This window comes from Friedmanniella luteola (genome assembly GCF_900105065.1).
GTDB classification, from domain to species: Bacteria; Actinomycetota; Actinomycetes; order Propionibacteriales; family Propionibacteriaceae; genus Microlunatus; species Microlunatus luteolus.
This window is the reverse complement of the sequence record NZ_LT629749.1, coordinates 108,207-134,803: the sequence shown is the minus strand read 5'-3', so window position 1 is coordinate 134,803 and position 26,597 is coordinate 108,207. Positions and strand designations below refer to the sequence as shown.

Sequence of the window (26,597 nt, the reverse complement as noted above, 5' to 3'; positions counted from 1 at the left end):
AACGCCGTGAGCACCAACGTGCTGTGGTTCTCCGAGCTCGGACTTGCCGACCTCGAGCAAGTGGGGGGCAAGAACTCCTCCCTGGGTGAGATGGTCCAGAACTTGTCGAAAGCCGGCGTCAGGGTGCCCGACGGGTTCGCCACGACCGCCGAGGCCTACCGGCGGTTCATCGCCCACCAGGGCCTGGCCGACTTCATCGCCGAGCAGCTCCACGATCTCGACACCGACGACGTCCCTCGTCTGGTCGAGGTGGGTGGCCGCATCCGCGAGGCCGTGGTGGCCCAGCCCTTCCCCGCCGACCTGGAAGCGGAGATCCGCGTCGCCTACGGCGAACTGGCTGACGGAGATCAGGAGGCCTCCTTCGCCGTCCGCTCCAGCGCCACCGCCGAAGACCTTCCCGACGCATCCTTCGCCGGCCAGCAGGAGACCTTCCTCAACATCCGCGGCACCGAGGCAGTTCTCCAGGCCATCAAGGAGGTGTTCGCCTCGTTGTACAACGACCGCGCCATCGCCTACCGGGTCCACCACCACTTCGACCACGAGGCGGTCGCCCTCTCCGCCGGGGTGCAGCAGATGGTGCGTGCCGACGTCGGCGCCTCCGGGGTCATGTTCACCATGGACACCGAGTCCGGCTTCACCGACGCCGTCTTCATCACCTCCTCCTACGGTCTCGGTGAGGCCGTCGTCCAGGGTGCGGTCAACCCTGACGAGTTCTACGTCTACAAGCCGGCTCTCGCCGGGTCCCGCCCGGCCATCCTCAAGCGCAGCGTCGGGGAGAAGGCGGTCAAGATGGTCTACACCGGCGACTCCGCCGTCGGCCGGACCACCGAGTTCGTCGACGTCGAACCGGCAGAGCGTGCACTGCTCAGCCTCACCGACGCCGAGGTCACCGAGCTCGCCCAGCACGCCGTCACGATCGAGCAGCACTACGGCCGGCCCATGGACATCGAGTGGGCCCGCGACGGCCACGACGGCCTTCTGTACATCCTCCAGGCGCGCCCGGAGACGGTGAAGTCGCGCCAGACCGCCGGCCACGTCTCGCGTTACAAGCTGGTCGGGCGCGGCCTGTTGCTGTCCGAGGGACGCGCGATCGGGCAGAAGGTCGGGGCAGGCGCCGTGCGGGTCCTGGCGTCGGTGGAGGACATGCACACGTTCACCCCTGGCGACGTCCTGGTCGCCGACATGACCGACCCCGACTGGGAACCGATCATGAAACGCGCCGCCGCCATCGTGACCAACCGCGGCGGCCGCACCTGCCACGCCGCGATCATCGCCCGCGAGCTCGGCATCCCCGCCGTGGTCGGCACGGGCTCCGCCACCGCCGACCTGGCCGACGGGAGGTTGGTCACCGTCTCCTGCGCTGAGGGCGACACGGGATACGTCTACGACGGGCTGCTCGACTTCGCTGTCGAGGAGACCGAACTCACGACCATGCCCGAGGTCCCGGTCAAGATCATGATGAACATCGGCACCCCCGACCAGGCCTTCGCCTTCTCCCGGATCCCCAACGAGGGCGTAGGGCTGGCCCGGCTGGAGTTCATCATCAACCGTCAGATCGGCATTCACCCCCGGGCGCTGCTCGACTTCGACAAGCTGCGGGGGCCGGTCCGCGACCGCGTCGCCGCCGCTGTTGCCGCCTACCCCAGCCCCCGGGACTACTTCGTCACCCGGGTCGCCGAAGGCATCTCGATGCTGGCCGCCGCCTTCGCCCCGAAGCCGGTCATCGTGCGGATGAGCGACTTCAAGTCGAACGAGTACGCCAACCTGGTGGGGGGCGAGCTCTACGAGCCCGACGAGGAGAACCCGATGATCGGGTTCCGGGGCGCCTCCCGCTATCTCTCCCCCGACTTCGCCGAGTGCTTCGCGATGGAGTGCGAGGCCCTCAGCCACGTCCGCGACCAGATGGGCCTGACCAACGTCAAGATCATGATCCCGTTCGTCCGGACGGTCACCGAGGCACGCGGGGTCATCGACCTGCTCGCGCAGCACGGGCTCCGTCGAGGCGACAACCACCTCCAGGTGGTCATGATGTGCGAAATCCCCTCCAACGCCATCCAGGCCGACGAGTTCCTCGACCACTTCGACGGGTTCTCCATCGGCTCCAACGACCTCACGCAGCTCACCCTCGGATTGGACCGCGACTCCGGCCTGGTCGCCGCCGGCTTCGACGAACGCGACCCCGCAGTGAAGTTCCTCATCAGCCGCGCCATCCAGGCCTGCCTGGCCCGCGGCAAGTACATCGGCATCTGCGGCCAAGGACCCAGCGACCACCCGGACCTGGCCGACTGGTTGGTGGACCAGGGCATCGAGTCGATGTCGCTGAACCCCGACACCGTGGTGGACACCTGGACGCGGCTGGCCGGGCTCAGCCCCGCCACGACGATTCAGCGGGCGCTCCCGAACTGGCGCGACCTGCCGTGAGCAGCCCCGACCTGCTCACCGCACCCACACCAGCCCGCCGAGGACCCGCCCGGCTCCTCATCATGGGACCGCCCGGAGCCGGCAAGGGCACGCAGTCCAATCGTGTGGCCGACCGTTGCCGCGTCCCCGCCATCTCCACCGGCGACATCTTCCGCGCCCTGCAAACCGCGGACACCCCGCTGGCCGCGCAGGTCCGGGACACCATGGCCGGCGGCGGCTACGTCGACGACGACACCACCAACGCCATCGTCGCCGACCGGCTCGCCGGCACCGACTGCCGCCACGGGTTCGTGCTCGACGGGTACCCGCGCACCCTCCCCCAGGTCCGGACCCTCGACGCGATGCTCGCCGCCTCCGGTGGACCTCTGGACGTCGTCATCGCCCTGCAGACCGATGAGGAGGAGCTCGTCCACCGGCTGCTCCGCCGCGGGCGCGAGCAGGGCCGCACCGACGACACCGAGGGCACGATCCGTACTCGCCTCGCCTTGTACGCCGACCAGACCGCCCCCCTGATCGCGGAGTACCGCCAGCGCGGCTTGTTGGCCGAGGTCGACGGCCTCGGCCCCGTCGACCTCGTCACTCACCGCATCAACCAGGCTCTGACCGCGCTGCCCTCCTGACCCCTCCCCGGAGACATACGAACGCAAGGACCACATCATGGCCACGCTCAGCCCTGGGTACTCCATCACCGTCCGCGTCGAGGCACCGACCGACCCCGCCGCCACCGCACGGCTCTCCGGCGTCGTCGCCGAGGCCGGAGGGGCAGTCACCGCCCTTGACGTCGCCGAGTCACACCCGACCTCGATCGTCGTCGACGTCAGCTGCAACGCCAGCGACGTCGCCCACGCCGACACCATCACCAAAGCCATCGAGGCCCTCGACGGATTCACGGTCCGCAAGGTCTCGGACCGCACCTTCCTGATGCACCTCGGCGGCAAGATCGAAGTCACCCCGAAGATCGAGCTCAAGCACCGCGACGACCTCTCCCGCGCCTACACACCGGGCGTCGCGCGTGTCTGCCTCGCCATCGCGGAGAATCCCGATGACGTCCGCCGGCTCACCATCAAGCGCAACACCGTCGCTGTGGTCACCGACGGATCCGCAGTGCTCGGGCTCGGCAACATCGGCCCTGCCGCCGCCCTACCCGTGATGGAGGGCAAGGTCGCGTTGTTCAAACGCTTTGCCGGCGTCGACGCGTGGCCCGTCTGCCTCGACACCCAGGACGCCGACGAGATCGTCCAGGTCGTGAAGGCGATCGCCCCCGTCTACGGCGGGATCAACCTCGAGGACATCTCCGCACCACGATGCTTCGACATCGAACGTCGCCTCCGAGCGGAACTAGACATCCCCGTCTTCCACGACGACCAGCACGGCACAGCGATCGTGGTGCTGGCCGCCCTGATCAACGCACTCCGCGTCGTCGGGAAGAAGATTGAGGACGTGCGCATCGTCGTCTCCGGCACCGGAGCCGCAGGATCGGCCATCATCCAGCTCCTCCATCAGCAAGGTGCCACCAACATCATCGGCTGCGACAAAGACGGAGTCGTCCACGAAGCCGGTCCCCACGACGGCGCCACCCGGCACTGGCTCGTCGCCCACACCAACCTCGAACGGCGGACCGGTACCCTCCTCGACGTCCTTCCCGGCGCCGACGTGTTCATCGGCGTCTCTGCTCCCGACCTGCTTGCCGGCAGCGACGTCGCCCGCATGGCTGACCAGGCCATCGTGTTCGCTCTGGCCAACCCGGTGCCGGAGATCGACCCGTTCGACGCCCAGCAGCACGCCGCCGTGGTCGCGACCGGCCGCAGCGACTTCCCCAACCAGATCAACAACGTGCTCGCCTTCCCCGGGCTGTTCCGCGGACTGCTCGACGGCGGTCTCCGCGACATCACCGACGTCATGCTCAGCGCCGCGGCCAACGCCATCGCTGACCGCGTAGCCCCCGAGGAGCTCAACGCCAGCTACATCATCCCCAGCGTCTTCGACTCCTCCGTCGCGCCGGCGGTCGCCCAAGCCGTACGCCACGCCGAGACGGCGGCCCAGGATTCAGAGCTCGCCTGCTGATCCCTGATCTGACCGACCAGCGCGGAGGGACACAACCTGACAGTCCCAGTCGCTGACCGAACCCCTCACCGACCTCGACACCATCGCTCGTCCGACGGGAAGTCTCACTCTCCCCTGGGCCTCGCTGCCTTCATCGGTGGGGAACCTTCAACCGCCCAGACCACCCGATCCGCAGATGAAGGAATCCACATGCAGGAGACCGAGCCCCGCCGGACCGCGGTCCATCCGGTGGTGCGAGCCACCCGGCTCCTGGGCTGCTTCCGACAAGGAGAACCCTCGCTCACGCTGGCGGAACTCGTCCGAAGATCCGGATACTCCAAGACCGCCACATACCGGCTTCTCCTCACACTGGAGGGAGCCGGCTGGCTCGGAAGAGATGCAGCCTCAGCCTTCCGGCTGACCATCCGCCTCTTCGAGATCGGCGCCATCCTCGTCGACAGCCTCGACCTGCGACAACTGGGCCACCCGCTGATGAAGGGCTTGGCGGGGCGCTGCGGTCTCGCGGTCCACCTGGTCGTTCCGTCCGGCCCAAGAACTGTCTGCATCGAGCGCGTCGACCATCCTCGGAACGTGCGCATCCTGCACCTCGACGTCGGAGACTCACAGCCACTGCACCAGGGCGGTGCTCCCAGGCCTTGCTAGCGCACGATCAAGCGGCGTTGCTCTCAGAACTACTCCGGGCGGGACTGGAGGCCGAACCGCCAACAGTCGCCAGCTACGCGAAGTCGCGCTCGAAGACCTCGCCGCTGCGCGACTACAGCGTCGGCGACTTTGGCGACGCGGTCGGGGTTGCCGCGATTGGCGCCCCTGTCTTCGACAGGTCCGGACGCGCGATAGCGGGCCTCGGCGTCTGTGGGGTGCGAGAAAGGTCCTCCCCCGCGAACGTCTCCTCGCTGAGAGCGTCCAGCAGGCGGCCAGAGAGCTATCGACCGGTCTCGGCTGCCCGCCAGCAGCTGGCCCTCGGCCGCTTCACATGGGGGATCCTTGGCGGCTCGCTCAATAGGTCCTACGCGGCCGACGCGGCCGACGTCCTTGATACATGGGTCCCTACCTAGTGCCGAGGTATTCGGACTCTCACTACACGTCTTGTTGACCCAGCGCCAGAGCCGGCGCGGGCCACCCAATGATCGGCTCCCCTCGCGGACATGCACGTCAAACCGTCCGACACAGGAACCAACGCTTGATCGCCACCAGATCGAGGCTCACCTGAGAGGTTGTCTTCGGCTCGTAGGCAGCGAAGAGTCGATCGAGGGAAACTCGACTTGTTGATGGCAGCCGATTTGGCGTGACGGGTCGAGGACTCTGACATTCCGGAAGAACACGTTCCTCCCAGGTACCGACTGCCGTCACTCACAGCGCGAGCGCCAGTTCCGCAGGCGCGCACCTCTACCCCTCTGCGCCCGAGCCTGTCGACGGCCCCATGCCTAGGTCGACCCAACCCAAGTGAGCGTTTCAGATAGCAACGGCTGCGTTGAGCGGGTTGTTCTCCGCCGTCTCCTTCGTCGTCTCCAGCAGTTGCGCAACGAGCTGGAGGGTAAGTGCGTCCTGGTCGCTCATGCGCTGACCAAACGGCCCCCGCGCCCGGGCCAGCGCCATGCCGACGCGCAGCATGAACTCGCGGGCGTCTCTGCTGACCTCCGGCGAGACGCGTTCGAGCAACGAGGCGACCTCGTTCAGGCCTGAGACGATGGAGCGCTCGTCGAGCGTGAACTCGTCGAGCAACCACTCGCGGTTGCGAGTCATGGCTCGCATCAGCTGCCAGCCCAAGGGCGACTCCTGGGGTGCGTCATCGACGCCCTGCCAGAAGGCCGCCTGCTCAAGCGCGTCGAACCGATTGCGACCGACGAGCGCGCTGATGACCCATACCGGCCCCAGCTGCAGAGTCAGCCACTCCCCCTCAGACCACCCATCCACATGACCAAAGATATCCCGAGCCGCGGCGATGGGACATCGCCGCCGTTGCACCGCACGGTCATGTGCGATCCCAGTCTCGTTGTAGTCACCACGGACCTCGTCGACGCAGGGACTTGACGTGAAGAAGGACCGCCGTGGCGAAGTCGTGGGCCTCTACTTCAGCCGAATCCAATCGGAGGTCCTCGTGATTCCCGCTAGGCCTCGGTCACGCCTGCTCCGGGTCGAGCGGGTGCACGAGGGGCGACTCGCCGCTCACGTCGTCGACGAGGGTGGGGTGTCGCGGGCGACCGCCCACCAGTGCTGCGCCGCTGCCGAGCCGAAGGCGCCGCCGGCCCCCTGGCTCGTCGAGAGGCCGGGGGCCAGCCCGAGCCGCACCAGCACCGAGAGGGAGGGCGAGCGTGGCCCTCGGCCGCGACCGACGCCGCAGGCCGGCTCATCGGAGATGCCTGTCGGACTTCGGGCGGGCCCGCCGGCGCCGAGGAAGTCGGGGGTTGCGCGGCGGGTCGCGGGTCGTCCCTTGATCAGCCGGGGATGCCGGCGCGGCGGGCGGCGTCGAGGAGCACGTCGGCGGCGATCTCGAGGCCTTCGATGCGGCTGAGCGTGACGTCTTCGTGCTCGATGTTGACGAGCATGTCGGGATCGACTGCGTGCAGTGCGGCCAGCCAGGTCGACCAGTAGACGGGGTCGTGACCGCGACCGAGGGCGACGAAGTCCCAGGCAGCGTTCTTGGGCCACTCGTTGGCCCACTCGTCGCCGCCGACGTTCGTGCGGTCCTCGTCGGGGCCGAGCTTGCGGAACCGGTTGTCGAGTACCCCGTACACGGCGGCGGCCGGGTTGATCCGGACGTCCTTGGCGGCGGCGTGGAAGACGAGCGGGCCGAGGTCCTGGACGACCGCGACTGGGTCCATCCACTGCCAGAACAGGTGGGAGGCGTCGAGCTCGACGCCGACGTGGGTGGCGCCGGTCCGCTCGACCAGCTCCCTGATGCCGGCCGGGTTGAAGACGAGGTTCTGCGGGTGCAGCTCGAGGGCCACCTTGACATCGAGGTCGGCCGCCTCGCGGTCGATCTCTCGCCAGAAGGTCTCGGCGATCCCCCATTGGTGGTCCAGCACGTCGAGGGCCGCGGAGTTCCACGCGTTCACGACCCAGTTGGGCCGGATGCCGTCTGGCTCGCCGGCGGGCAGCCCGGACATGGTGACCACGCGGTGCTGACCGAGCCGGTTCGCGAGCCGGATGCTGCGACGGATGTCCTCGGCGTGCTGGCCACCGATCTTCGGATCGGGATGCAGCGGGTTGCCGTTGCAGTTCAGGCCCGCGATGCCCACCCCGGTGCCCTCGTGCCTCGTGGCGGCTCGGCGCCCGGGTGCGAGCAGAGCCGCAATCTGGGAGTACTCCTCGTCGATCAGGATCGCGAGGTCGCGGGGAGGATCCACGGACAGGGGAAGCACACGCAAGGGACGGCAGTCGGCTAGGTGCTCCCCGAAGACGCGTTGCTGCAGATCATCGAAAGGGTGATCCCAGCCCGAGCGTGGAGGTATAGCAGCTGCTCACTCACCTCGTTGAACCAGTGCTGCTCGTCGTCCCTCATGGCGTCGATGGGGCGAGGCGTTCCCGCCTCGCTGTCGCTGAGTTTGAGCGTGGCGCTGCTGGACGCCTGCCGGATGCAGGCCTCGAACTCGATGGACCTTCCCAGGTGCTTGTCGAACACTCGGACGCCGGCCTGAACGAAGGCGGCCTCGAGAAGCATCTCGGAGCAGTGCTGAAGGCTCAGCAGGACCTGAGTGACACGGCCATCATCCGAGGGCGAGTTGAAGGCCGTCGTGGCGACCGTCAGCGAGGAGAGCGCCCTGCGGTGCAGCACCCGAGCCTCCTGCTTGAGCTTCATGAGCCCACCCTCTTCAGATGCCGCGGCCCGTCGACAGGGGCCCCAACTGAGACTAGAACTGAGACTGAGGACCAGAACGCCGGCGCCGCCCTGAGGGCTGCGCCGGCGTCCTGCCTAGCCAGGCTGGCGGTGGCGGAGAGATTTGAACTCTCGGAGGTTTTACCCTCACGCGCTTTCGAGGCGCGCTCTTTAGGCCGCTCAGACACGCCACCGCCGTAGAGGCTACTCAACGGGAGGCCTGTCCCGCCAATCGAGGCCGGGGGCTCAGCGGGTGAGGAAGAAATCCCTCAGCAGGGCGCCGCACTCGGCGGCCAGGATGCCGCCGCGAACCTCGACCCGGTGGTTGAGCCGAGGGTCGCGGACCACGTCGAACAGGGAGGCGACGGCGCCGGCCTTGGGGTCGTAGGCCCCGAAGACCAGGGTCGGCACCCGCGCCAGCACCAGGGCGCCCGCGCACATGGTGCACGGCTCGAGGGTGACGACCAGGCTGCAGCCGGTCAACCGCCAGGAGCCCAGCACCGCCGCGGCCCGGCGCAGGGCCAGCACCTCGGCGTGGGCCGTCGGGTCGCCGGTGAGCTCGCGCTCGTTGCCGGCCGAGGCGAGCAGGGTGCCGTCCGGACCCAGCACGACGGCGCCGACCGGGACGTCCCCGTGCACCTGCGCGGAGCGGGCGTGCTCGAGGGCCAGACGCATCGACGTCGACCAGCCGCCTGCGGGCGCGGGCACGGGCGGGCCGCTCAGGAGTGCGCGGCCGCCTCGGCGACCTTGCGGAACTGCGGGTTGAGCTTGATCTTCTCGGCGATCTCCACGAGCATCTGGTCGCTGCCCAGGTCGAGGTCCTCGATCAGCGCGGCCATGTCGAAGTCGCTCATGCCGAGGTCGGCGACGATCCCGAGGTCACCCATCGGCTCGCTGTCGTCCTCGTCGGGGTCGGGGATGTCCTCGTCCAGGAAGTCGGCGACGTCGTGGGCGATCGGCCAGTCCCCGGCCGAGGCGCCGTCGCTCAGCAGCACCTGCACGTGCTGGCCGCGCACCCGCGCCACCACGAAGACCTCTTCGACGAGGCTGACGAACCCCAGCGCACCGGCGTCGCCCGGGAGCCGCCGCAGCTGCGCGATCAGCTCCTCGAGGTCGTTGGCTAGGTCGTTGTCCATGGCCTGGACCACCAGCTGGCCCTCCTCGCGGTACGCCGAGATGACGAAGTCGATCTCGTCGTCGGCGGCGTCCTCGAGGTCGTCGTCGTCGTCATCCTCGTCGTCGTCGTCGTCGACGTCGGGGGCCGCGGTCGTCGCGGCGGGGGCCGTCCCCGGCCGGGAGTCGGGAGCGGGTCCGTCCAGGTCGAACGACTCGTACTCGTCGTCGTCGAAGTCCGACACGCCGCCCCTCCATCACGCTCGTCCACCGGCGGCCGTCGGGCCGACCGCCCCATGGTGTCAGACATCAGGCCGGGGTACGACACCGATCCCCGACCGGTTCCGGAGCGCTAACGTTCACCCCGTGGACCTCCGCATCGTCGAGCACCCCCTCGTCTCTCACAAGCTCACCGTGCTCCGCGACCAGGCGACGGACTCGCCGACGTTCCGGCGGCTCACCGAGGAGCTGGTGACCCTGCTGGCCTACGAGGCGACCCGGGAGGTCCGGGTCACGCCGCAGGCGGTGCAGACGCCGCTGGCCACCACCGTCGGCGTCCGGCTGTCGACGCCGCGGCCCCTGGTGGTGCCCATCCTGCGCGCCGGCCTGGGCATGCTCGAGGGGATGACCCGGCTGATCCCGACGGCCGAGGTCGGCTTCCTCGGCATGGTCCGCAACGAGGAGACGCTGGAGGCGGCCACCTACGCCGAGCGCCTGCCGGACGACCTCTCGGGCCGCCAGTGCTACGTGCTGGACCCCATGCTGGCGACCGGGGGCACGCTGGCCGCGGCGGTCCAGTTCCTGGCGAAGCGGGGCGCGGACCACATCACCTGCATCTGCCTGATCGCCGCCCCGGAGGGCGTCGAACGGCTGCGCGGGCTGCTCGACGGGCTGGGCGTGCCGTGCACGGTCGTCCTCGCGGGGATGGACGAGAAGCTCAACGAGGTCGGCTACATCGTGCCCGGGCTCGGCGACGCGGGCGACCGGCTGTACGGCGTCGTCGACTGACCGCCGCGGCCGGCTGACCGGGCGGACGCCCGGCCCCTGCCCGACGGGGCCCCGCCTCCCCGCAGTGAGCCGACGCCCGGGGCCAGCCCGGCGACCCGGGCCCAGCCCGGTCCCCCACTTCACACCCCTGCGGTGGTCCGCGCACCCCTTGCACGGGGTGTGAAGTGCACAGCAGGGGTGTGAAGTGGGGGCGGGGCTCCGCCCCGGGGGTGGTCAGGCGCCCTGGCGGGCGGAGGGCGGCCGCAGGGCGGCCCGGGGAGTGGCCCGGACGACCGCGCGCCGGAGCGGCCGGAGCGGCCGGCTCCGGGCCCTCAGTAGTAGTAGGGGAAGGCCGACCAGTCGGGCGGGCGCTTCTCGAGGAAGGCGTCCCGGCCCTCGACCGCCTCGTCGGTCATGTAGGCCAGCCGGGTGGTCTCGCCGGCGAACACCTGCTGACCCACCAGGCCGTCGTCGACGGCGTTGAAGGCGAACTTCAGCATCCGCTGGGCCGTCGGGCTCTTGCGGCAGATGGCCTTGCCCCACTCCAGCCCAACGCTCTCCAGCTCGGCGTGCGGGACGACCCGGTTGACCATGCCCATCCGGAGCGCGTCCTCCGCCGTGTAGGTCTCGCCGAGGAAGAAGATCTCGCGCGCGAACTTCTGCCCCACCTGGCGGGCGAGGTAGGCGGAACCGAAGCCGGCGTCGAAGGAGCCGACGTCGGCGTCGGTCTGCTTGAACCGCGCGTGCTCGGCGCTGGCCAGCGTGAGGTCGCAGACGACGTGCAGGCTGTGCCCGCCGCCGGCCGCCCAGCCGCCGACCAGGGCGATCACCACCTTGGGCATGAAGCGGATCAGCCGCTGCACCTCCAGGACGTGCAGCCGGCCCGCGGCCGCCGGGTCCACCTGCGCGGGTGCCTCGTCCTGGGCGTAGGTGTAGCCGGAGCGGCCCCGGATGCGCTGGTCGCCACCACTGCAGAAGGCCCAGCCGCCGTCCTTCGGGGAGGGGCCGTTGCCGGTCAGCAGCACCGCGCCGACGTCGGAGGACCTCCGGGCGTGGTCGAGCACCCGGTACAGCTCGTCCACCGTGTGCGGCCGGAAGGCGTTGCGCACCTCGGGCCGGTCGAACGCGACCCGGACGACGGGCGCGTCGACGGCGCGGTGGTAGGTGACGTCGGTGAGCTCGAAGCCCGGGACCTCCCGCCACAGCGCGGGCTGGAACGGCTGGGCGACCTCGGGCTGGCTCACCGGCTCACCGTAGCCCGCGCCTACTCGACGTCGAACTCGTTGCCCTCGGGGTCGGTCATCGCGATCCAGTGGCCGCCGACCTCCCGCCACTCCCGGCCCTCCAGCGCGCCGAGCGCGACCAGCCGCTGGACCTCCGGCCGGATCCGCTCCTCGCCCACGTGCAGGTCCAGGTGCAGGCGGTTCTTCACCGTCTTCTCCTCCGGGACCCGCTGGAACAGCAGCCGCGGACCGGCCCCGCGGACCGCGACCAGGTCGCGCCAGTAGCGGCGGCCGTCGTGGACCAGGGTGTCGGACTCCTGCGCCCAGCCCTTCTCGAGGACGGTCGCGATCAGCTGGGAGTTGTCCTCCAGCTCACCGCCCAGCGCGGCGGCCCAGAAGTCGGCCTGCGCGTGCGGGTCGTGCGCGTCGATCGTGAGCTGCCAGCTCACCCTCCCCGGCTCCTGGGGCTCCATCGGGTTCCTCCGCTCGTCGTCGGACCTGCCAGGCGACGTAGCCCCCCAGGGCGAGAGCCAGCGCCACGAGCACCACCATGGCAGCGACCGGTGACAGTTCCCAGAGCAACCGCCACGCGGCGAGCCCGGCGGAGGAGACGGTGGCGTAGATGAACGCCCAGAGGGCGCCGCCGACGACCAGGGCCGGGAGGTAGCGCCGCAGGGGCATCCGGGCCAGCCCCGCCGCGAGGTTGACCAGCGTCTGCACCCCGACGGTGAGGAACGAGACGGTCACCACCGGGGCGCCCCAGCGGGCGACCAGCCGCTCGGCCCGGCGGAACCCCGGCCGCCGGACCAGCCGGGCCAGCCGGGAGTGCTCGGCCCCGGCGTGCGCCCCGCGACCCAGCGCGTAGGTGGCGCCGGCGCGCAGCAGCACGATCACGAACAGCGTGGCGAGGGCCAGCGGGTACGGCCAGCCGGCCAGGAAGTCCAACGCCACCTCGCCAGTGTAGGGAGCGGCTCCCCGTCAGCCGGCGGGTCGCGGGCGGGCCGGCAGGACCGGCGCGGAGCCCAGCAGGTCGGTGATCTCGCGCAGCCCGTGCTCCACCATCCGCAGCTGCTCGCGGCTGTCGTCCAGCTGCTGCGCGGCCAGCTCGTGCCGCGCCGACTGCGAGACGACGTCGAGGACCCGGTCGCCGAAGGCCTCCGCCTCGGGCAGCGCCCGCGAGACCCGCAGCACCGACTCGAGCCGGCGCACCTCGGCCTGGTAGGCCGTCAGCGCCTTGGCGCGCCGGAGGCCGTCGTCGAGCGCCCCGAGCAGGGCGTGCTCGTAGCCCGCGTAGGTCCGGGCCGCGGCGGACCCCGGCGGCAGCTCCCGCCGGTGACCCCGGACCTCGCTCAGCAGCCCCGTGACCTTGTGCAGGTGGTCGAGGATCTCGGCGGCCTCGGCGATCGGGTCGATCAGCAGCTGGTGGTCGGCGAGCCAGGGGTCGCGCCAGGCGGGTGAGGTGAAGATGGCGTAGGCGTCGGCCAGCGGGTGGACCGTCGTCCGCCGGTCCCGGTAGCCGACCGGCGGGGTGGCGGCGCGCAGCCGGTGCGCCTCGTCGAGGATCGCGAGCTGGTGCGGGGTGGCCCCGGCGGCCTGCCACTGGGCCCGGAACCGGCCCAGGTGCGGGTAGCCGGGCGCACTCGTCCGGACGACGAGGGCCCCGACGCCGGCGCCCAGCGCGGCGACGAGGAGCACGCCGCCGGCCGCCCCGAACGGGTCACCCCCCGCGCCGACGGCGGCGTCGGTGACCAGCAGGCCGAAGCCGCTCACGGCGCTGACGAGGGTGCCCCGGGTCAGCCAGCGACCGGCCCGGGCGGGCTCGGGGACGGCGCCGGCCAGCAGGGCGGGCAGCCGGTCCTGGGGCGGCGGGTGGGGGGCGGGCACGACGGGTCCGGGGTCAGAACCCGTCGGCGTCGCACGCGGCGGCGGTGACCGGCCTCGGGTCCTGCGGGTGGATCATGAGCCGAAAGTACACCCGGGCCGGACCCCGGGAGGCCGGCCGCGGACCGCTCTCAGCCCCGGCCCAGGAAGGGCATCGTGGTGGCCATCACGGTCATCTGCGGGACGTTGGCCGCCAGCGGCAGCGAGGCCATGTAGACCACGGCGCGGGCGACGTCGGCGACGTCCATCCGGGGCTCCGGCCGGCGGCTGCCGTCGGGCTGGAGGATGCCGTCGGCCATCAGCGCGGTCAGCTCGGTCGCGGCGTTGCCGATGTCGATCTGCCCGCAGGCGATGTCGAACGGCCGGCCGTCCAGCGCCGTCGCCTTGGTCAACCCCGTGAGCGCGTGCTTCGTCGCCGCGTAGGGCGCGGAGCGCGGCCGCGGGGTCGTCGCCGAGATCGACCCGTTGTTGATGACCCGGCCGCCGCGCGGGTCCTGGGCGCGCATGACCCGGAACGCCTCCCGGGTGCACAGGAAGGCCCCGGTCAGGTTGACGTCGACGACGGCCCGCCAGTCCTCGAGCGAGATCTCGTCGAGGCTCTGCTCGAAGGAGCCGCGGCCGGCGTTGTTGAACAGCAGGTCGACGCGGCCGTGCTCGGCGACCGTGGAGGCGAACAGGGCCCGCACCGACGCCTCGTCGGTGACGTCGGTGACCAGGGGGTGCAGCCGCTCGGGGCGGAGCGCCGCGACCTCGGCGAGGGCCTCGGGCCGACGTCCGGCCAGCACCACCCGCCAGCCGGCGTCGACCAGCGCGGTCGCCGTCGCCGCCCCGATCCCGCTGCCCGCTCCCGTCACGACGGCCACCTGTGCGTCCACGGCGCCAGCCTCCCACGCGGACCCTGCTGCGCCGTGCCGTGAGTACCCGGCACGGCGCAGCACCGTCCTCGGTCCCGGGACGCGGGTCAGCGGGCGCGGAGGATCTCCGCCACGCCGGGCAGCACGTCGCCCGTCGGGCCGCTGAGGCCGCACTCCATGGCCAGCCAGCCGTCGAAGCCGATCCGGTCCAGCGCGGCCAGGGTGGCCGGCCAGTCGTAGTGCCCGGCGCCCGGCTCCAGCCGGTTGCTGTCGCCCAGCTGGACGTGCTGGATGTGCGCACCGGCCGCCTCGATGGACGCCGCGCAGTCGGCCTCCTCGATCGACATGTGGTAGGTGTCCGCGATGACGGCGACCCCCGGCGAGCCGACCTCCTCCACGACGGAGACGGCGTCGGCCAGGGTGTTGACCAGGTAGTCCTCGTACCGGTTGAGCGGCTCCAGGAACAGCGTCGAGCCCTCCCGGACGGCGTGCTCGCCCAGCTCGACCAGCGCCTCGACGAGCAGCCGGCGGGACTCCTCCTGACTGCGCGGCGGGGTGAACGGGGGCAGCTTGCGGCTGAACACCCCGAACGCGTTGGGGCTGACGATGCCGAGCCCGCCCGCCTCGACGATGGTGCTCAGCAGCACCTTCAGGTCGGCGATCGCCGTCGCCCGGGCCTCCGGCTCGAAGCTGCCGAGGAAGGTCGGGGTGTGCATCACCGCCGAGCACATCTGCACCCCGGCGTCGCGGGCCCGGCGCAGCTCCGCGGCCCGCGCCCCGAAGACGCCGTCACCCCGACCGGAGAGCTCGATGCCGTCGAAGCCGCAGTCGAGGGCGAACTGGAACTGCTCCTCCAGCCGGGCGCCCGGCAGGGTGGCCTCCTGGGCCGCCAGCCGGATCACGCGGCCGCCTCGAGCGCGGCGTCGAAGCTGAGGACGACCTGCAGGGCCTGCTCCGGGTGCTCGTCGAGCAGCCGGAAGGCCGTGGGGGCCTCCGCCATCGGCAGGGTGTGGGTGATCAGCTCGGTCAGCCGCAGCCGGCCCGACACCGCCAGGTCCACCGCCGTCCGGGCCAGCCGGTAGCCGTCCCACCGGTGCTGCAGGGCCGGCGCGACGCCGGAGATCTGCGAGCAGACGAGCTGCACGCGGTTGTGGTGGAACTCCTCGCCGAGCCGCAGGCCCATCCCGTCGCCCTGCATGAAGCCGGCGGCGCAGACCCGCGAGCTGTAGGCCACCGAGCGGATGGCCTCGTGCAGCGCCCGGTAGCTGCCGGTCACCTCCAGGCAGACGTCCGCCCCGCGGCCCCCGGTCAGGTCGCGGATCCGCTCCGCGACACCGCCCTCCGTCGCGTCGAGGACGGTGTCGGCCCCGAGCTCGAGCGCCAGCGCGCGCCGGGACGGCAGGTTGTCGACGCCGATCACCCGCGCCCCGTTGAGCCGGGCCAGCTGCGCGGCGATCTGGCCGGGCACGCCGAGCCCGAAGACGGCGACGGTCTCGCCGATGTGGATGTCGGCGTCCAGCACGACGTTGAGCCCGATGGCGCCGATCTGGGAGAAGATCCCGACACGGGGGTCGGCAGCCGGGTCGAGCACCCGCTGGGCCGCGCGCTCCGCCTTCTGCACGGTGGCGGCGCGGTGGCCCCAGGTCCCCCAGACCCGGTCCCCCACGGCCAGCCCGCTCGCCTCCGCCCCCACCTCGACGACCTCGCCGACCTCCTCGTAGCCCCAGCCGTCGACGGGGTAGGAGAAGCTGGTCGAGCCGTCGACGAACAGCCGGGCGTCGTCGTCCCACCGCTTCGTCAGGTAGGGGTTGCTGCCCCGGTAGGCGGTCAGCTCGGTGCCCGCGGAGATGCCCGAGTAGAGGGTGCGGAGCCGGACCTCGTCCGGTCCGAGCGGACCGAGCGGCTCCTCGACCACCTCGGACTCGTGCGGGGAGGTGAAGCGGATGACGGCGGGCATGCGGGGGCTCTCTTCCTGGGTTCTGGTGCTGATGGTCGAACGGGGGTCGGGACGGGGCGGCTCTTCCTCGGACTACCCCTTGACGGCGCCGGAGATGAAGCCGGCGGTCACCTGCTTCTGCAGGACGACGAAGAGCACGATGATCGGCAGGATCGTGATCAAGGTGCCGGCCGCGAGCGGGGCGACGTCGACGGAGCGGCCGCCGGTGAAGACGTACAGCGCAGTCGTGAGGGGGCGGTAGCCGCCGGTGGGCAGGTAGAGCAGCGGCACGAGGAAGTTGTTCCAGGTGCTGATGAAGGTGAAGACCGCCAGCGCGCCGATCCCGGAGCTGACCAGCGGCAGCATCACCGAGGTGAAGATCCGCCACTCCGAGCAGCCGTCGATCCGGGCCGCCTGCTCGAGCTCCTCGGGGAGCTCGGAGAAGAAGGCCCGCATGAAGAAGGTGCCGAACGAGGTACCGGTCGAGGTCAGCACGAGGACGGTGCCCGTCAACGTGTCCAGCAGGCCCATCGAGCGCAGCTGGAAGTACAGCGGGATCATGTACGTGAAGAACGGGACGAGCAGCCCGAGGACCACGACGTAGAAGATCACGGTCCGGCCCGGGAACGGCAGCCGGGCGAACGTGTAGCCCGCCATGGTGGAGATCACGAGGATGAGCAGCGTGCTGGGGACCGAGAGCAGCACGCTGTTCAGCAGGTAGTCGCTGAACTGCCCGTCGGTCCAGGCGCTGACGATCGACTCCATCGAGAAGTCGGTGAAGAGCCCGAACGGGTCGACCCTGGCTTCGGCCTGGGTCTTGAGGGCCGTCGAGATCACGAGCAGCACCGGGATGATCGTCGTCACCGCGAGGACGATCAGCACCAGGTGCCGCACCACGAGCCCGGTCCGGCGGCGGCTCGACGCCCGGGTGGTCCCCGCGCCGCGCACGGCCGGCGGGAGCGCGGGCAGCAGCGGCGCCGGTTCGGTCGTCGTGGCCATCAGGCGCCCGTCCCCTGCAGCGAGAGCTTGCGCTGCAGCCGGTTGATCGCCACGGCGAACGGCACCGACAGCACGGTGATCAGCAGCGCCAGCGTCGTCCCGTAGCCGATCCGGCTCATCTGGAAGGCCTGCGCGTAGGCGTAGGTGCCGATGACGTTGGTGGCGTCGGCCGGCCCGCCGCCGGTCATGATGAAGATGATGTCGAACACGCTGAAGCCGCCCACCAGGGTGAGGGTCAGCACCATCAGGAACACCGGCATGATCTGCGGCAGGATCACGTACCAGAGCCGGGCCGGTGCCGCGGCCCCGTCGATCCGGCTGGCGTCCACCAGCTCGACGTCGACGTTGCGCAGGGCCGAGACGAAGATGACCACGGCGAACCCGGTCGCCCCCCAGATCGCGGTCACCAGGACGGCGTAGAGCGCCCAGTCGGGGTCACCCAGCCAGCCGCGGGCCAGCGACCCCAGCCCGACGGCGGCGAGGAGCTGGTTGAGCAGCCCCTGGACCGGGTCGTAGATCCAGCCCCAGACGATGCCGATGGCCACCCCCGGCAGCACGACGGGCAGGAAGAAGCAGAGCCGGTAGAGCACGCTGCCGCGCTCCACCCCCCACAGCAGCAGGGCCAGCAGCAGACCGATCGTGATGGGCGCGATCGTGCCGATCACGATCCAGATCGCGTTGTTGGACAGCGCGTGCCAGACCTCGTCGTCGGCGAACATCTCGCGGAAGTTCGCGAGGCCGACGAAGGGCGGGTTCGAGCTGACCCCGTCGAAGTCGACGACGGAGTAGACCAGCGCGTTCCCCAGCGGGAGCAGGAAGAACGCGACGGTGAGCACCGCCACCGGGATCACCAGGAGGACGCCCAGCCGGCGCTGGGCCCTCCTGGTCACCGCCGGGGCGTGGGAGACCAGGGTCGCCACCTCAGCTGGCCGGCTTCTTGTAGTTCTTCTGCAGCTGCGCGGCGACCTTCTCCGGGGTGGTCTGGTCGGTGAGCAGGCCCTGCATGCCCTTCCACATCGCGTTGTTGAACGTGTCGTTGGTGAGGACGTCGATGTTGTAGCCGAAGTCGCCGGTCCCCTCGGCGATCTTGGCGGTGTCGGCCAGGATCTGGGTGAACAGCGGGGACGCCTTGACGCCCGCGGTGTCGACCGGGAAGGCGGGGATGTCCTGCAGGTTCTCCACCGCCCAGCGGCCGTGCTCGGCGGTCATCCCGTAGTCGAGGAACTTCTCGGCGGCGTCGATCTTCTTGCTGCTGGCCGCGATGAAGGTGCCCGACCCCAGGCCGCCGCTGAAGATGCCCGGTCCGCTGGAGGACGGGAAGGGGATGAAGCCGACGTCGAACTTCACGTTGCGCTCGATGTCCAGGGCGAGCCAGCTGCCGGTCGGGTTGATCGCGGCCTTGCCGGAGTAGAACAGGGCGTTGCCGTTGTCGTAGTTGACCGCCGTGGGCGAGGGGGTCAGCAGGCCCTGCTGCGCCATGTCCGACCACACCTTGAGGGCGTTGACCACGCTGGGGTCGTCCCACGGCGTCTCCCCCGACAGCAGCTTGTCCATGCCCTCGCTGCCGACCTCGCTGGACAACGACATGCTCAGCAGGTGGCCGCCCTGCCAGCCGTCCTTGTCGTTGACGCCGATCGGGATGACCCCCGCCTCCTTGAGCTTGGCGGCGCCGGCCATCAGGTCGCCGAGGTTCTGCGGCTCCGCGATCCCGTTCTCCTCGAAGAGGTCCTTGTTGTAGAACAGCCCGACCTCCTCCATCTGGCTCGGGATGCCGACGAGCTTGCCGTCGAAGGTGACGCGCTGCTTGGCGAAGTCGTACACCGGCCACTGGTACTTCGCGTAGGCGCCGGTGAGGTCGTGCACCAGGCCGGCCTTGGCCAGCGCGCCGGCGAAGCCGGGGCCGGTGTCGTAGCCGAAGACGTCGGGCGCGTTGCCCGAGCGGAGCTGGGTCTGCAGCACGGTGCGGATGCTCTCGCTGGGCAGCACGTCGAGCTTGACGGTGATGCCACCGCTCTGGGCCTCGAACGCGGCGATGTCCTCCTTGATCAGCTTCAGGTCGGCCGCGTCCTCGGGCTGACCGATGAGGTACCGGATCTCGACCGGTCCGCTGGACACCTGCGGGGCGGTGGACTCCTCGGCGGCGGGCGATCCGCCGAAGCAGGCGGTCAGGGTGAGCGCGAGGGCGGGGACGAGCAGGAGCAGAGGTCTGCGTGCAGCCACGGTGACTTCCTTGTCAGAGGTGTGGAGGGCGTGCGAGAGGAGGGTGCGGCGGGGCGCGACCAGGACGCGGAGGCGCCGCCCCTGGGTGCGTCGGCGGGCTCCGTGGTCGCGCAGGTTCTAACGTTAGAAGACGATCGCGCCGAACCTGTCGGATTGTCAAGGACTCGGGTATGAACGTCGTATGCCCGTGACCGGATCGCCTGCCGCGCACCGCCCCGGAGCCGGTCGGCCGGCCCGCATCAAGGACGTCGCGGCGATGGCCGGGGTCTCGCTCAAGACCGTGACCAACGTCGTCCACGAGCGGCCCTACGTGAAGCAGGAGACCCGGGACCGGGTGCTGGCGGCGATCGCGGCGCTGGACTACCGGCCGTCCCGGGCCGGCCGTCAGCTGCAGAGCGGTCGCAGCAACCTGATCACCCTGGTGGTGCCGCGGATCGACGAGCCCTACCTGGGCGGGCTGGCGCACGCGCTGATCACCGCGGCCACCCCCCGGGGGCTCCGGCTGCTGATCGACGAGACGTCCGGGCGGGTGGAGCAGGAGCTGGAGGCGGCCAACGGCTACCCCGGCCACGGGATCGACGGGGTCATCTTCAGCCCCTTCGCCCTCAACCCCGAGCACCTGGCGGCGCGCAGCCACGACGTCGCGATGGTCCTGCTGGGCCAGTTCCTGCCGGACAGCACCGCCGACTACGTGGCCATCGACAACGTCGGCTCCGCGGCCGACGCCGTGCAGCACCTGGTGGCGCAGGGCCGTCGACGGATCGGGTTCCTGGGGGCCCAGCCGGGTCAGCCGGGCGCGCTGGGCGAGGTCCGGCGGGGCGGCTACGCGGCCGCGCTGGCCGCGTCCGGCCTGCGGCCGCCGGCCGGCGGGATCGCGCCGGGCGTCCGCTTCACCCGGGAGTCGGGCGATGCCGGCGTGCAGGAGGTGCTGGCCCGCGCACCGGACGTCGACGCCCTCGTCTGCGCCAGCGACCTGATGGCGATCGGCGCCGTCCGGGCCCTCCAGCGGCACGGCCGGCGGGTGCCCGACGACGTGGCCGTGCTGGGCTGGGACAACATCGTCGACGGCGAGTACGTGACGCCCAGCCTGACCACCGTCGCCCCGGACCTGCCCGCACTGGCCGACCTGACGCTGGACGCCCTGCTCCGCCGGATCGACGGCGACCGGACGCCGGGGCGGCAGTACGTCGTCCCCCACCGGCTGGTCGTGCGGCAGTCCACCGGCGGGAGCTGAGCCCCCGCCGGCGGACCGGTGGTCAGTGCGCCCGGGCGGCGTCCGCCGTGCCGGCCCCCTGCTCGCCGCCCTGCTCGACGGCGCCGGCGGGCCGGTCGTTGCGCAGGAACAGCGCGCACGCCACGGCGCCGAGACCGACCACCATGGCCACCGTGAAGGCGCTCTGCAGACCCTCGGTCTGCGCGGCGACGGCGGAGGTGCCGCTCGCGGCCAGCGACGCGCTCCGGCCGGCCATGATGCCGACCAGCAGCGCGGTGCCGGCGGCGCCGGCGACCTGCTGGAGGGTGGAGAGGATCGCGCTGCCGTGCGAGTACAGCGACGGCGGGAGCGGGTTCAGCGCGGTGGTGAAGGCCGGGGTGAACAGGCAGGCCAGCCCCAGCGACATCACCAGGTGGTAGCCCACCAGCAGCCAGACCGGGGTGCCGGCGTCGACCGTGCTGAGCCGCCACAGCGTCGCCACCAGCAGCAGCGACCCGAAGGTCGACAGGCCCCGGGGACCCCAGCGGTCGAACAGCCGGCCGACGACCGGGCCCAGCAGACCCATCAGCAGGCCGCCCGGCAGGAGCAGCAGGCCGGTCTGCAGGGAGTCGAGGCCGCGGACGTTCTGCAGGTAGATCGGCAGCAGGATGATCACGCCGAACAGCGCCACCATGGCGATGCAGAGCATGGTGAGGCTGACGCTGAACATCGGGAAGCGGAAGGCGCGCAGGTCCAGCAGCGGGTCGCCGCCGCGGGCCAGCCGCAGCTGCCGCCAGCCGAAGGCCACCAGGCACAGGACGCCGACGGCCAGGAACACGAGCGCCGTGCTCAGGCCCTCGCCGCTGCTCTCGCCCAGCCGGCTGAGGCCGTAGACCAGGCCGCCGAACGCCGGCACCGACAGCAGCACCGACACGACGTCCAGCCGCTGCCGGCCCGGCTCGCTGACGTTGCCGAGCAGCCGCGCGCCGAGGACCAGCGCCGCGAGGGCGATGGGCAGCACGATCACGAACATGAAGCGCCAGGACAGGTACTGCAGGATGATGCCCGAGACCGTCGGGCCGATGGCCGGCGCGACCGAGATGGCGATGCTGACGTTGCCCATCACGAGGCCGCGGCGGGCGACGGGCACCAGCGTCAGGATCGTCGTCATCAGCAGCGGCAGCATGATCGCCGTGCCGGAGGCCTGCACGACCCGGGCGGCCAGCAGCATCCAGAACCCCTGGGAGACCGCGGCCAGCAAGGTGCCGGTGGAGAAGAGGCTCATCGCCAGGATGAAGACCGTCCTGGTCGCCAGCCGCTGCAGCAGGAACCCGGTGGTGGGGATGACCACGCCCATGGTGAGCAGGAAGGCCGTCGACAGCCACTGCACGGTCGACGCGCTGACCCCGAGGTCGCTCATCAGGTGCGGCAGCGCGACGCCCATGATCGTCTCGTTGAGGATGACCACGAAGGTCGCCACCAGCAGGGTCATGATCACGGTCCGGTGCGCGGCCGGCAGCCGCTCGCCCCGGCCGTCACCGGTCCGGTCGCCGGCCCCGGTCTCCGTGGTTCTGTCGATCGCCGTCATGGCCCACCCGTTCTCGTCGTCGCTGCCTTCGTGTGCCGGCGCCGGTGCCGGGGTCGTCCGCCTGGTCTGCCACCCTGCGGACCGCCACCCCTCCGACCCCGGCCGGCGGTCGAACTCATCGGCGGGTGGCCCGGGCGGGGACCGGGCCACGCTAGGAGCACCGGCCGCGACCGGGCAAGCGCTTTGCGCCACCGCACGACGGCAGCGTGAACACCGGCCGGGACCGATCTGTTCCGCCGACTAGCGTGGCGGGGTGGAGCTCCCCCGCCTGGTCGTCGGCGCGATCCTCGTCGACCGTCTGGACCGGCCGTCGCGGGTGCTGGCCGCCCGCCGGACGGCCCCGCCGGCGCTGGCCGGCCGCTGGGAGCTGCCGGGCGGCAAGGTCGAGCCCGGGGAGCGGCCCGAGGACGCGCTGCACCGCGAGCTGGCCGAGGAGCTCGGTGTCGAGGTGCGGCTGGGCGCGGAGCTGCTGCCCGACGACGGCGGGACCTGGCCGCTGACGCCGGGGCTCGTCCTGCGGGCGTGGTGGTGCGAGCTGACCACCGGGGAGCCGCAGGCCGGTGTGGCCCACGACGCGCTCTGCTGGACCACGGCCGCCGACGTGGCCGACCTGGCCTGGCTCGACCCGGACCGGCCCCTCGTCGCCCGGATCGCGGCCGCGCTCGCCGCCCGCCGGACCGCGGCGGAGGGCAGACTCGGCCCATGAGACGCACGCTCGGCGCGCTGGCGGTCCTGCTGCTGGCCGTGACGGCCTGCACGACCGAGCCGGGCAGCGCCCCGGCCCCGGTCACGTCGTCGAGCGCTCCCGCCTCCGGCGGCCCCGCCGGCGCGTCGCCCTCCGCAGCACCGGCGGGCACCCCCTCCCCCACCCCGCGCACCCCGCCGGCCACCCCCACGCCGCGGCCGGAGCCGACGCCGAGACCGCACCCCATCTCGATGGCCGCTCTGGCCGAGCGCCGCTACGACGGGCGCGACCTGCGGGTGGGCCGCTCGCTCGGCGACGTCGGTCCCTACGAGCGGTTCCTCGTCAGCTACCGCGGGGACGGCCTGACGATCTCCGGCGTCATGGCGGTGCCGGACGGGAAGGGACCGTTCCCGGTCCTGGTGCTGAACCACGGCTACATCGACCCGCGGACGTACTTCCCGGGCCAGGGCATGCCGCGCGAGATGGACTTCCTGGCCCGGCAGGGCTACGTCGTGCTGCACACCGACTACCGCGACCACGCCGGCTCCGACCGCGACGACGACGTCGACCACCAGCTCCGGCTGCCCTACACCGTCGACACCATCAACGCCGTCAAGGCGGTGAAGTCGTCGGGGCTGCGGTACCTCGACGCCGACCGCGTCGGCTGGCTCGGCCGGTCGATGGGCGGGGAGGTGACGCTGCGGGCGCTGGCGGCCCAGCCCGGGCTGGTCGACGCGGCCGTGGTCTACGCCTCCACCAGCTCGCTGGCCGCGGAGAACTGGGAGCAGTTCTACCGTGGCGACGGCGACCGGGCCGCGACCAACCGGCGGATCGACCGCACCTACGGCCTGCCCGACGACAGCCCCGCGTTCTGGCGGGCGGCCTCGGCCCGGTCCGCGTTCGACCGGGTCACCGAACCGGTGCTGGTGCACCACGGCACCGAGGACGACACCTGCCCGCCCCGCTGGGCGCGGGCGACCGTCCGGGCCCTCGAGGCCGAGGGCGTCGACGTCACCCTGCGGATGTACGCCGGCGAGGGCCACACCTTCGAGGGTCGGTGGCAGACCTCGATCGAGCGCACCGCGGCCTTCTTCGCCGAGCACCTGGACTGAGGGACGGACGGGTCGGCTCAACCCTCGACGACCGCCCAGCTGTGCGGGGCGACGGCCCCGGCCAGCACGGGGGCGCCGGCCTCGAGCACCGCGCCGGCACCCTCGGGCAGCGGGGAGGGCGCGTCCCCCAGGTTGAGGGCCAGGGTCAGCCGGCCCCCGTCGGCGGCGGACCACGCGTGCACCCGCAGCTGCTCGTTGGCCACCCCGGAGGTGGCGGTCTCGGCCCGGGTGAGCCACGGGTGCCGGCGGCGCAGGCCGATCATCCGCTGGTAGACCGACCAGGTCCCGGCGTCGGCGTCGGCCACCTCGGACGGGGCGCCCGGCATCTCGGGCCGGATGGCGTCGTCGCCGCCGGCCCGGTCCTCCTTGAGGGCGCGCAGCCCGTACTCGTCGCCGTAGTAGACGCTGGGCACGCCGGGCAGGAAGAAGAGCAGGGCGACGGCGTGCGCGACGTGCCGCGGGTCGGCGACCTGGGTGGCGATCCGGGTCACGTCGTGGTTGCCCACGAAGGTCAGCGGCAGCAGGTCCGCCACCAGGTCTCGGTGCCGACCGAGCGTCCACTCGAGCTCGAAGAAGTTCCGCTCCCGCAGCGAGGACCAGACCGCCTTCCACAGCTCGTACTGCGTGATCGAGTCCAGGCCCGAACGGTGCACGTAGTCCTGGTAGTCGCCGTGGATCATCTCGCCGACGAACCACGCGTCGGGGAAGCGCTCCCGGACCCGCGGCAGCACCGCGGCCCAGAACTCCGGCGGCACGGCGTAGGCCGCGTCGAGCCGCCAGCCGTCGATCCCGCGCTCCAGCCAGGAGGTCATCACCTCGACGACGTGGTCCTGCACCTCGACGGAACCGTGGTCGAGCGCCACCAGCTGGTCGTGGCCCTCGAAGTAGTAGGGGTGGCCGTCGCTCCAGCGGATCCAGCGGCCGGCCTCGGAGCCCGCGCCGCCCTCCAGCGCCGCCCGGACGGGCGGGAAGTCCCGCCCGGCGTGGTTGAAGACGCCGTCCAGCAGCACCCGGATCCCGCGCTCGCGGCAGGCGGCCACGAGGGCGTCGAAGTCGGTCCCGTCACCGAGGCGGGGGTCGATCTCGAGGTAGTCGGTCGTGTCGTAGCCGTGCGTGCGCGAGGTGAACACCGGGCCGAGGGCGAGCCCGTTGGCGCCGAGGGCCACCAGGTGGTCCAGCCAGCCCTGCAGCCGCGACAGCTGGTGGGGGGCGGGCCGGGCGCCGGCCAGCTCCTTGTCGGCGCCGACGAAGCCGAGCGGGAAGACCTGCCACCAGATCACGTGCTCCACCCACGCACTCATCGACACCACTCTCCTCGCACCTGCCGGGACCGGTCTCCCAGCATCGCAGAGGTACCCCGGGGCGACGCCGCAGCGCCCCGGTCCGACCCTCGGGACGGCCGTCGGGGCGGACGTAGGGTCGCCCCGTGACCACACCGCCCACCCCGACCCTCGCCGAGGTCGAAGCTGCGCTGCACCGCTCCCAGGACCGTCTGGCCGCCGCCGTCTCCGTGCTCGCGGACGAGGAGCTCACCGGCCCGTCCTACGACGCCGGCTGGACCGTCGCCGACGTCCTGTCCCACCTGGGCTCGGGAGCCGCGATCACCGGGCTGAGCCTGGACGCCGGCCTCGGCCGCCGGGAGGCGCCGGAGTTCGAGGAGCTCGACGCGATCTGGACCACCTGGAACGCCAAGGCGCCCCACGACCAGGCCGCCGACGCCGTGGCCGCCAACGCCGCCCTGCTGGAGCGGCTCGGCGGGCTGACGGACGCCCAGCGCGGCGCCTTCGCCGTCGACATGTTCAACGGCCGCCAGGACCTGCTGGGCCTGCTGCTGCTGCGGCTGAGCGAGCACGCCGTCCACACCTGGGACGTCCTGGTGGCCCGCGACCCCGCCGCCCGCCTGGCGCCGGACGCGACGGCGCTCCTGCTGACCGGGCTCGACGAGCTGGTGTCCCGCGCCGGCCAGCGCAGCGAGGTCCCGCTGCGGGTGGCGATCCGCACCACCGGTCCCGAGGCGGCCTTCGTGCTGGAGGCCGACGGCGACGGGCCCCGGCTTACGGTGGGCCCCGGGGACGCCCCGGCCACGGCGACGCTGCCGGCCGAGGCGTTCATCCGGCTGGTCTACGGCCGCCTCGACGACGCCCACGCCGACCAGGTGCAGGTCGAGGGCTGCCGGCTGGCCGACCTGCGGGCGGTCTTCCCCGGCTTCTGAGCGCCCGGGGCCCGCGGCCGGCCAGCCCCCCGTCCTACGATGGGCGGACCAGAGCCGGTCAGCCTCGTGCGAGCCGGTCCCCGAGGTCAGGAGCTCCGATGTCGAACCAGGACGTGCCCACCGACGGCGCCGACGAGAGCGTCGACCCCGGCGCCCTGCCCGAGCCCGAGGGCTCCGGGCTCACCGACCCGGACGAGTACGGCAGCCTGTCGGTGGAGGACGACCCGGAGGGCACCGTCAACCCCGCCGACCTCGCCGGCGGGGCCGACGAGACCGACGAGGACGTCAGCTGA

Annotated in this window: 28 protein-coding genes and 1 tRNA gene; 10 read left to right on the top strand and 19 right to left on the bottom strand. The window is 71.8% G+C overall.

Going from position 1 to position 26,597, the window contains the following annotated elements; all coding sequences use genetic code 11:
* Positions 1-6: 6 nt before the first annotated feature.
* The 4 genes from ppsA (at position 7) to BLT72_RS23435 (ending at position 5,127) form a co-directional block, all read left to right on the top strand.
* Positions 7-2,421 carry a phosphoenolpyruvate synthase gene (ppsA, locus tag BLT72_RS00675; RefSeq protein WP_091408711.1) on the top strand — a complete coding sequence of 805 codons (2,415 nt, stop codon included), beginning with the start codon at positions 7-9 and terminating at the stop codon, positions 2,419-2,421.
* Positions 2,422-2,483: 62 nt separating this feature from the next.
* On the top strand, positions 2,484-3,041 hold the full coding sequence (locus BLT72_RS00670; RefSeq protein ID WP_091416364.1) for an adenylate kinase: 558 nt from the start codon (positions 2,484-2,486) through the stop codon (positions 3,039-3,041).
* Positions 3,042-3,078: 37 nt separating this feature from the next.
* Positions 3,079-4,485 (top strand): NAD-dependent malic enzyme, encoded by a 1,407-nt coding sequence (locus BLT72_RS00665; protein ID WP_091408707.1) that lies wholly within the window; start codon positions 3,079-3,081, stop codon positions 4,483-4,485.
* A 189-nt stretch (positions 4,486-4,674) separates the two neighbouring features.
* Positions 4,675-5,127 carry an IclR family transcriptional regulator gene (locus BLT72_RS23435; RefSeq protein ID WP_091408703.1) on the top strand — a complete coding sequence of 151 codons (453 nt, stop codon included), beginning with the start codon at positions 4,675-4,677 and terminating at the stop codon, positions 5,125-5,127.
* An 810-nt stretch (positions 5,128-5,937) separates the two neighbouring features.
* Here the strand turns inward: BLT72_RS23435 and BLT72_RS00655 are convergent.
* The 7 genes from BLT72_RS00655 to BLT72_RS00630 all read right to left on the bottom strand — a co-directional run bounded on the left by BLT72_RS00655 (position 5,938) and on the right by BLT72_RS00630 (position 9,660).
* The gene (locus tag BLT72_RS00655) at positions 5,938-6,399 is read right to left on the bottom strand and encodes a hypothetical protein (RefSeq protein ID WP_091408700.1); all 462 of its coding nucleotides are present in this window, start codon (positions 6,397-6,399) and stop codon (positions 5,938-5,940) included.
* Positions 6,400-6,651: 252 nt separating this feature from the next.
* Entirely contained in the window at positions 6,652-6,780 is a 129-nt protein-coding gene (locus BLT72_RS23240) for a hypothetical protein (RefSeq protein WP_280949240.1), read from the bottom strand.
* Positions 6,781-6,920: 140 nt separating this feature from the next.
* Positions 6,921-7,832 carry a sugar phosphate isomerase/epimerase family protein gene (locus BLT72_RS00650; RefSeq protein ID WP_231930243.1) on the bottom strand — a complete coding sequence of 304 codons (912 nt, stop codon included), beginning with the start codon at positions 7,830-7,832 and terminating at the stop codon, positions 6,921-6,923.
* A gap of 35 nt (positions 7,833-7,867) precedes the next feature.
* Positions 7,868-8,284, bottom strand: coding sequence for a hypothetical protein (locus BLT72_RS00645; RefSeq protein WP_172825999.1), 417 nt, complete (start codon positions 8,282-8,284; stop codon positions 7,868-7,870).
* A gap of 124 nt (positions 8,285-8,408) precedes the next feature.
* A tRNA-Ser gene (locus BLT72_RS00640) sits at positions 8,409-8,496 on the bottom strand.
* 52 nt (positions 8,497-8,548) lie between these two features.
* On the bottom strand, positions 8,549-8,977 hold the full coding sequence (gene tadA, locus BLT72_RS00635; RefSeq protein ID WP_091408696.1) for a tRNA adenosine(34) deaminase TadA: 429 nt from the start codon (positions 8,975-8,977) through the stop codon (positions 8,549-8,551).
* A gap of 44 nt (positions 8,978-9,021) precedes the next feature.
* Positions 9,022-9,660 (bottom strand): tRNA adenosine deaminase-associated protein, encoded by a 639-nt coding sequence (locus BLT72_RS00630; protein WP_091408693.1) that lies wholly within the window; start codon positions 9,658-9,660, stop codon positions 9,022-9,024.
* 121 nt (positions 9,661-9,781) lie between these two features.
* Between BLT72_RS00630 and upp the strand changes: the two genes are divergently transcribed.
* Positions 9,782-10,423, top strand: coding sequence for a uracil phosphoribosyltransferase (gene upp / locus BLT72_RS00625; protein WP_091408689.1), 642 nt, complete (start codon positions 9,782-9,784; stop codon positions 10,421-10,423).
* 311 nt (positions 10,424-10,734) lie between these two features.
* On the opposite strand, the gene BLT72_RS00620 is transcribed toward upp, so the two are convergent.
* From BLT72_RS00620 to BLT72_RS00575, 10 genes are all read right to left on the bottom strand, one after another.
* Complete coding sequence (locus tag BLT72_RS00620; protein ID WP_091408687.1) at positions 10,735-11,646, bottom strand: 1,4-dihydroxy-2-naphthoyl-CoA synthase; 912 nt, start codon at positions 11,644-11,646, stop codon at positions 10,735-10,737.
* A 20-nt stretch (positions 11,647-11,666) separates the two neighbouring features.
* A complete protein-coding gene (locus BLT72_RS00615) occupies positions 11,667-12,074 on the bottom strand; it encodes a VOC family protein (protein ID WP_231930242.1) in 408 nt (135 codons plus the stop codon).
* Positions 11,998-12,576 (bottom strand): DedA family protein, encoded by a 579-nt coding sequence (locus tag BLT72_RS00610; protein ID WP_231930241.1) that lies wholly within the window; start codon positions 12,574-12,576, stop codon positions 11,998-12,000. The genes BLT72_RS00615 and BLT72_RS00610 overlap by 77 nt, the downstream gene beginning before the upstream one ends.
* A gap of 27 nt (positions 12,577-12,603) precedes the next feature.
* A complete protein-coding gene (locus BLT72_RS00605; protein WP_091408680.1) occupies positions 12,604-13,509 on the bottom strand; it encodes a hypothetical protein in 906 nt (301 codons plus the stop codon).
* Between the two features lie 128 nt (positions 13,510-13,637).
* Positions 13,638-14,381 (bottom strand): SDR family oxidoreductase, encoded by a 744-nt coding sequence (locus BLT72_RS00600; RefSeq protein WP_091408676.1) that lies wholly within the window; start codon positions 14,379-14,381, stop codon positions 13,638-13,640.
* 86 nt (positions 14,382-14,467) lie between these two features.
* Positions 14,468-15,262 (bottom strand): sugar phosphate isomerase/epimerase family protein, encoded by a 795-nt coding sequence (locus BLT72_RS00595; RefSeq protein WP_231930240.1) that lies wholly within the window; start codon positions 15,260-15,262, stop codon positions 14,468-14,470.
* Positions 15,259-16,317, bottom strand: a complete 1,059-nt coding sequence (locus BLT72_RS00590) for a zinc-dependent alcohol dehydrogenase (RefSeq protein WP_091408673.1) — start codon at positions 16,315-16,317, stop codon at positions 15,259-15,261. Before BLT72_RS00590 ends, BLT72_RS00595 begins: the two co-directional genes overlap by 4 nt.
* Positions 16,318-16,389: 72 nt before the next feature.
* Positions 16,390-17,295 (bottom strand): carbohydrate ABC transporter permease, encoded by a 906-nt coding sequence (locus BLT72_RS00585; RefSeq protein ID WP_091408670.1) that lies wholly within the window; start codon positions 17,293-17,295, stop codon positions 16,390-16,392.
* Entirely contained in the window at positions 17,295-18,185 is an 891-nt protein-coding gene (locus tag BLT72_RS00580; RefSeq protein WP_157720205.1) for a carbohydrate ABC transporter permease, read from the bottom strand. The genes BLT72_RS00585 and BLT72_RS00580 overlap by 1 nt, the downstream gene beginning before the upstream one ends.
* 31 nt (positions 18,186-18,216) lie before the next feature.
* Complete coding sequence (locus BLT72_RS00575; RefSeq protein ID WP_157720204.1) at positions 18,217-19,515, bottom strand: ABC transporter substrate-binding protein; 1,299 nt, start codon at positions 19,513-19,515, stop codon at positions 18,217-18,219.
* A gap of 187 nt (positions 19,516-19,702) precedes the next feature.
* On the opposite strand from BLT72_RS00575, the gene BLT72_RS00570 reads away from it, so the two are divergent.
* On the top strand, positions 19,703-20,749 hold the full coding sequence (locus BLT72_RS00570) for a LacI family DNA-binding transcriptional regulator (protein ID WP_172825998.1): 1,047 nt from the start codon (positions 19,703-19,705) through the stop codon (positions 20,747-20,749).
* Positions 20,750-20,771: 22 nt separating this feature from the next.
* Here BLT72_RS00570 and BLT72_RS00565 read toward each other — a convergent pair whose 3' ends face one another.
* Positions 20,772-22,295 (bottom strand): MDR family MFS transporter, encoded by a 1,524-nt coding sequence (locus BLT72_RS00565; RefSeq protein WP_091408656.1) that lies wholly within the window; start codon positions 22,293-22,295, stop codon positions 20,772-20,774.
* Positions 22,296-22,548: 253 nt separating this feature from the next.
* On the opposite strand from BLT72_RS00565, the gene BLT72_RS00560 reads away from it, so the two are divergent.
* Both BLT72_RS00560 and BLT72_RS00555 read left to right on the top strand, forming a co-directional pair.
* Positions 22,549-23,001 carry a (deoxy)nucleoside triphosphate pyrophosphohydrolase gene (locus tag BLT72_RS00560; RefSeq protein WP_091408653.1) on the top strand — a complete coding sequence of 151 codons (453 nt, stop codon included), beginning with the start codon at positions 22,549-22,551 and terminating at the stop codon, positions 22,999-23,001.
* Positions 22,998-24,092 carry an alpha/beta hydrolase family protein gene (locus tag BLT72_RS00555; protein ID WP_091408649.1) on the top strand — a complete coding sequence of 365 codons (1,095 nt, stop codon included), beginning with the start codon at positions 22,998-23,000 and terminating at the stop codon, positions 24,090-24,092. Before BLT72_RS00560 ends, BLT72_RS00555 begins: the two co-directional genes overlap by 4 nt.
* Positions 24,093-24,109: 17 nt before the next feature.
* Here the strand turns inward: BLT72_RS00555 and BLT72_RS00550 are convergent, their stop codons facing one another.
* On the bottom strand, positions 24,110-25,393 hold the full coding sequence (locus tag BLT72_RS00550; protein WP_091416356.1) for an alpha-amylase family glycosyl hydrolase: 1,284 nt from the start codon (positions 25,391-25,393) through the stop codon (positions 24,110-24,112).
* A 125-nt stretch (positions 25,394-25,518) separates the two neighbouring features.
* Here BLT72_RS00550 and BLT72_RS00545 point away from each other — a divergent pair, with 125 nt between their 5' ends.
* Together BLT72_RS00545 and BLT72_RS00540 are read left to right on the top strand one after the other, a co-directional pair.
* A complete protein-coding gene (locus BLT72_RS00545; RefSeq protein WP_091408645.1) occupies positions 25,519-26,304 on the top strand; it encodes a maleylpyruvate isomerase family mycothiol-dependent enzyme in 786 nt (261 codons plus the stop codon).
* 98 nt (positions 26,305-26,402) lie between these two features.
* Complete coding sequence (locus BLT72_RS00540; protein WP_091408642.1) at positions 26,403-26,597, top strand: hypothetical protein; 195 nt, start codon at positions 26,403-26,405, stop codon at positions 26,595-26,597.